5 protein-coding genes and 2 pseudogenes are annotated in these 4,693 nt (G+C 59.0%); 5 read left to right on the top strand and 2 right to left on the bottom strand.

Annotation, left to right across the window (positions count from 1 at the left end; genetic code table 11):
- Positions 1 to 94: pseudogene (locus AO277_RS11270) on the top strand (IS5/IS1182 family transposase); the annotation flags it as partial.
- Positions 94 to 717, top strand: coding sequence for a peptide-methionine (S)-S-oxide reductase MsrA (msrA, locus tag AO277_RS11265; RefSeq protein WP_044320073.1), 624 nt, complete (start codon positions 94 to 96; stop codon positions 715 to 717). The pseudogene AO277_RS11270 and the gene msrA, both read left to right, overlap by 1 nt.
- Before the next feature lie 155 nt (positions 718 to 872).
- Here the strand turns inward: msrA and AO277_RS11260 are convergent, their stop codons facing one another.
- The gene (locus AO277_RS11260) at positions 873 to 1,709 is read right to left on the bottom strand and encodes a 23S rRNA (adenine(2030)-N(6))-methyltransferase RlmJ (protein ID WP_044320072.1); all 837 of its coding nucleotides are present in this window, start codon (positions 1,707 to 1,709) and stop codon (positions 873 to 875) included.
- 379 nt (positions 1,710 to 2,088) lie between these two features.
- Here AO277_RS11260 and AO277_RS11255 point away from each other — a divergent pair, with 379 nt between their 5' ends.
- Entirely contained in the window at positions 2,089 to 2,319 is a 231-nt protein-coding gene (locus tag AO277_RS11255; RefSeq protein ID WP_005735008.1) for a DUF6124 family protein, read from the top strand.
- Positions 2,320 to 2,442: 123 nt separating this feature from the next.
- Entirely contained in the window at positions 2,443 to 2,709 is a 267-nt protein-coding gene (locus tag AO277_RS28490; protein WP_002555654.1) for a hypothetical protein, read from the top strand.
- Positions 2,710 to 2,988: 279 nt separating this feature from the next.
- On the opposite strand, the gene gbcB is transcribed toward AO277_RS28490, so the two are convergent.
- Entirely contained in the window at positions 2,989 to 4,089 is a 1,101-nt protein-coding gene (gene gbcB, locus AO277_RS11240; protein WP_002555657.1) for a glycine betaine monooxygenase reductase subunit, read from the bottom strand.
- A 309-nt stretch (positions 4,090 to 4,398) separates the two neighbouring features.
- On the opposite strand from gbcB, the pseudogene AO277_RS11230 reads away from it, so the two are divergent.
- A pseudogene (locus AO277_RS11230) lies at positions 4,399 to 4,614 on the top strand (Rieske (2Fe-2S) protein); the annotation flags it as partial.
- Positions 4,615 to 4,693 lie beyond the last annotated feature (79 nt).

Raw genomic sequence — 4,693 nt, 5'->3', positions numbered from 1 at the left:
GCGTTACGACAAGCTGGCAAGTAGCTTTAAAGCGATGGTCACACTGGCTTGCATCGAAAGATGCTTGCGGGCTGACTTTTCAGACAAACCCTAGTGAACAAAAACGTACTGCCCACCGCCGAACAAGCACTGCCGGGTCGTGAAACGCCTATGGCGCTTCCGGAAACTCATTTCGTCAACGGCAACCCGCTGCTGGGACCGTTTTCGAGCAATGTGGAATTCGCCATCTTCGGCCTGGGTTGCTTCTGGGGCGCAGAACGCCGCCTGTGGCAACAGAACGGTGTGGTGAGCACTGTCGTGGGGTATGCGGGCGGATTTACCCCGAACCCGACTTACGAAGAAGTCTGCTCCGGTCTGACTGGCCACACTGAAGTGGTGCTGGTTGTCTACGAGCCCGAGAAAATCAGCTACAAGTCGTTGCTCAAGGTGTTCTGGGAAGCGCACAACCCGACCCAGGGTATGCGTCAGGGTAACGACATCGGTACTCAGTACCGCTCGGTGATCTACTGCACCACTCCCGAACAGCTCGACGCCGCCAAGGCCAGCGCTGCGGAGTTCCAGGCGGAACTGAGCAAGGCCGGGCTAGGCGCAATTACCACTGAAATCGAAGAAGCTCCGACGGTCTACTTTGCCGAGGCCTACCACCAGCAATACCTGGCCAAGAACCCTCAGGGCTATTGCGGCCTGGGTGGTACCGGAGTTTGTCTGCCAGCTTGAACTGGCTGACTAGCTGAAAAAAGGGGCTGAAGCGTTGGTAGCTGGATAGGGCTCGCTCCCACAAAAGCTCATTCATTGCTGCGCTTGGGAATACAAGAGCTATCTCATGAACCTCTCGCACCTTTCGGGCTTCAGAGTGGTCACGGCTGGCTCAATTACTCGGCGATCAACCAGTCCATCTTCCAGCCGCCCTGGGTCTGGCCCAGTTTGTCTGCCAGATAAGGCATCAGCTCACGCAGCTCTTCTTCCAGGCCCCACGGCGGGTTGGCGATGGCCAGGCCTGAACCGTTGAGGCTGGCCGGGGTGTCCAGCGGGTGGACGAACAGCTCGACGCGCAGCAATTTGGGTGCGCCAGTCTCGGCCAGGTCCTGATACAAACGCCGCAGCAGGCGCGGGTCCTTGATCGGGTACCAGATAGCAGCCACCGTCTGACGCATGCGCCCGATGGTTTCCTTGAGCGCTACAGCGCAACGTTTCATTTCATCGAGCTGCTCGAACGGCGGGTCGATGAGCATCACGGCACGCTTTTCAGCCACCGGCAGCAAGGCGCGTGGCACATGCCAGCCTTCCCCCAGATGCACTGCCACGCGGCGATCGCCCTTCATGTTTTCCTTGAGCAGACGCCCATCTTCGGGGTGCTTCTCGTTGAGCAGCACACGCTCGCGCTCGCGAGTCAGGCGGCGGGCCAGCTCCGGCGAGCCGGGGTAGTAGCGCAGCTCGCCGTCGGGGTTCATGTCGTGCAGCACTTGCAAGTAATCGGAGGCCAGCGCGGGCAAGTCCGGTGCATCCCAAAGACGGCCGATGCCTTCCAGCCACTCTCCGGTGCGGGTGGCCTGATCGCCCTTGAGGTCGTATAACCCCAACCCCGCGTGGGTGTCGAGATAGGCGAACGGCTGCTCCTTGCGCGCCATGAGGGCGATCAAGCGAGTCAGAGTCAGGTGTTTGAACACGTCGGCGTGGTTGCCGGCATGGTAGGCGTGACGGTAATTCATGGCAGCTCCTGGCAAGCTGCGCAGTTTAGCAAACCTGAGCAATGAACAAGAATTTGTAACGAATTTGCGGGACTCGTCTCTTTCGTTTGAAGGAAATTTCCGAGAAACTCCCGCCCCCTTGTGCCTGCCGATTTCGATCACTACTCTGCGCCCGTCGCTGCATATTCAGCGATGAGGATTAGTAGCCCTCGGTGTGATTAGGCGCAATGCGCCACCTTGTGCAAGGCGCTTGTTTACGGCCTGCATCTTTATGGTGGCCGTGCGTGGGGCATCTTCGGATGCACCGGTTCCTAATCACCGGGCTACTACCTGCGTGCGGCCGCCACCTTCGATTAGTAGCCGAAGTGACGACCTTCCAGTTATTGATTAGGAGTCTCACATGCTAAAAATCGTCCCCGACCCACCCCTCTTCAACGCCCGCCCCAAAGTCAGCCATGAAGATGCGCTGATGTATGCCAGCGACCTGCTGCGCTGTGCAGCAACCAGCGCTTACGAATTCAGCGACAGCATGACCGGCGCGCAAAGAGATATGACGCTCACGATCATGCACCTGGTGGAAATGGCAAAGGTCATGGTCGACAACACAATAGAAAACCGGCAAATCGAATAAGCGCGACCTGAACTGAAAACGACGTACCTGTAGTCAATCCTGCCATGCGCGACGCACAGGACTTGCCCTTGGCAGCCTGCCCTACCAGAATCGGAAAAAAGCCCGATCAAAGGAACAGAAGCCATGATGCACGCAGATTTGATTGACCAGGAAGACCTGCTCGGCCAACTCAGAGCCCTGGGCTTCGAAGCACCCGGCGGCGCAACCGCTGAACAAGCCTGCGCGCAAGCCGTTTGCGGCCTGAACGCCGAACGCGCTACAGCCCTGCGACGTCTGGTAGAGCAACTCCTGACCGGCAGCGCCACCCTCCTCCCCGCGGTACGCCAGGCCATCGACCAGCAACTGCTGCCAGCGCTGGCGGCTTATAAGCAGAGTCATAGTGGAACGTAACCGATAGGTGCCCTAAAGAACGCCTATCGTACCCACGCTGGAGCGTGCGGAAGGATGACACCAACTATCGTGCGACGCTCCGCGTCGCATGCCGTTCTGGACGCTCCGCGTCCGGTCTTGAACCTGCAGCGCGGCGTAGATTTGTGACGCAGAGCGTCACCCACGGCATTCCCACGCTGGAGCATGAGGAACGATAGTCGTCAGAGAGATCACTATCGTGCCCATGCTCCGCGTGGGTATGCCGTTCCGGACGCTCCGCGTTACACAGTTTCGGCGTGCTCAATACTCAATCCGCACATCCCCCTTCGGAACGCTGCAGCAGGACAGAATGTAACCCTCTGCAACATCCTCGTCGGTGATGCCGCCGTTGTGTTCCATTTCCACTTCGCCGCTCAGCTTCATAACCTTGCAGGTGCCGCAAATGCCCATACCACAGGCTTTGGGGATCATCAGGCCGAGTTTGGCGGCAGCGGCGTGAACAGTTTCGCCCGGGGCCACGCGAATGCTCTTGCCGGTGTCGGTGAATTCCACCTGATGCAGGTCGGCGGCGTCGACATCCGGCGCGTCGGCGGCGATTTCGGCCTGCTCGACGGCGTCTGCCCTGGCCTCGGGCGGCGTCGCACCGAACGACTCTTCATGGTATTGCGCCATGTTGAAGCCGTTTTCCAACAGCAGTCGCTTGACCGCCGCCATGTACGGCGTCGGCCCGCAGCAGAACACCTCGCGGTCCATGAAGTCTGGGGCCATCAGTTCAAGCATTTTCTGGTTCAGGTAGCCGCGATAACCGGCCCACGGCTCACCCAGCCCATGCTTTTCGCAGACAAGATGCAGGCTGAAGTTATCGATCCGCGAGGCCATGTGTTCCAGCTCGCGGTGATAGATAATGTCCTTGGGCGAGCGGGCGCTGTGCACAAACACCATGTCGACATTGGCGTTGGTGTCATAGAACCAGCGCGCCATGGACATCACCGGCGTGATGCCGACGCCACCGCTAAGGTAGAGAATCTTCGGGTTGGGGAAATCGATGGCATTGAACAGCCCGACCGGCCCGTGCACGGCCAATTCCTGACCCTCACTGAGCGTGTCATGCAGGTAGTTGGAGACCTTGCCACCCGGTACGCGTTTGACGGTGATCGAAAAGCTGTAGGGCACCGACGGCGAGCTGGAGATGGTGTAAGAGCGCATGATCGGCAGGCCGTCGATCTCCAGCTCCAGGGTCACGAACTGGCCCGGCTTGAAGAAGAACATGATCGGCTGGTCGGCCATGAAGCAGAACGTGCGCACATCCCAGGTTTCCTGGATGACTTTGACGACACGTACCTGGTGGCGACCGTTGGCCCATGTCTGGGTCGTGACCGGGCTCAGGAAACTTTGCGACATACTCGATCTCCACGGCCGACTGTCGGCCTCTCATGCTGCGGATTCTGCGTAACGCGCGAGGCGGCCATTTACCTATCAACGACATTCACGTACTTACCGCGACCAGCCCCGTGCAACAAGGCCTGTCGCGTCGGGAACGGATGCGGCCATGTCGCCCATGGATAAGGTTCACTCAGCGCCCGGCTCCACACTCGCCATCAAGGGTCATGAGCATGATTGACTGATCTATCGTCATGCGTGCAACGCGATCACACCCGTATCAGCCACATTCGCAGGCCGCCCATGCCGCGGTCATGAGGGATTTAATCGATGGACGTCACCGCAACCTTGAGCCTGGGCGATCCGCTGGAACCTGCACGCAAGGCCACTGCCGAGATGCTGCAGAATCGCGAGCGCACCTACTCGCTGCCGCAGCCTTTTTACAGTGATGACCGACTGTTTGAAATCGACATGCAGGAAATCTTTCACAAGGAGTGGCTGATTGCCGGGATGACGTGCGAGATCCCGACCAAGGGCAATGGACTTGCCCCTACAATACCGGACACCAACTCCCCGTTAAATTGATGCTGCTGCCAAGCGCCTAAACTCTCTCGGCGACCGATAT

The sequence above is a fragment of the Pseudomonas amygdali genome, from assembly GCF_002699855.1.
In the GTDB taxonomy this organism is placed as follows: Bacteria; Pseudomonadota; Gammaproteobacteria; order Pseudomonadales; family Pseudomonadaceae; genus Aquipseudomonas; species Aquipseudomonas amygdali.
This window is presented reverse-complemented; position numbering and strand designations above follow the sequence as displayed.

Coding starts and splice junctions, on each gene's coding strand:
- AO277_RS11260 (WP_044320072.1), bottom strand. CDS start 1,709: ATGAATTACCGTCACGCCTACCATGCCGGCAACCACGCCGACGTGTTC.
- AO277_RS11255 (WP_005735008.1), top strand. CDS start 2,089: ATGCTAAAAATCGTCCCCGACCCACCCCTCTTCAACGCCCGCCCCAAA.
- AO277_RS28490 (WP_002555654.1), top strand. CDS start 2,443: ATGATGCACGCAGATTTGATTGACCAGGAAGACCTGCTCGGCCAACTC.
- gbcB (WP_002555657.1), bottom strand. CDS start 4,089: ATGTCGCAAAGTTTCCTGAGCCCGGTCACGACCCAGACATGGGCCAAC.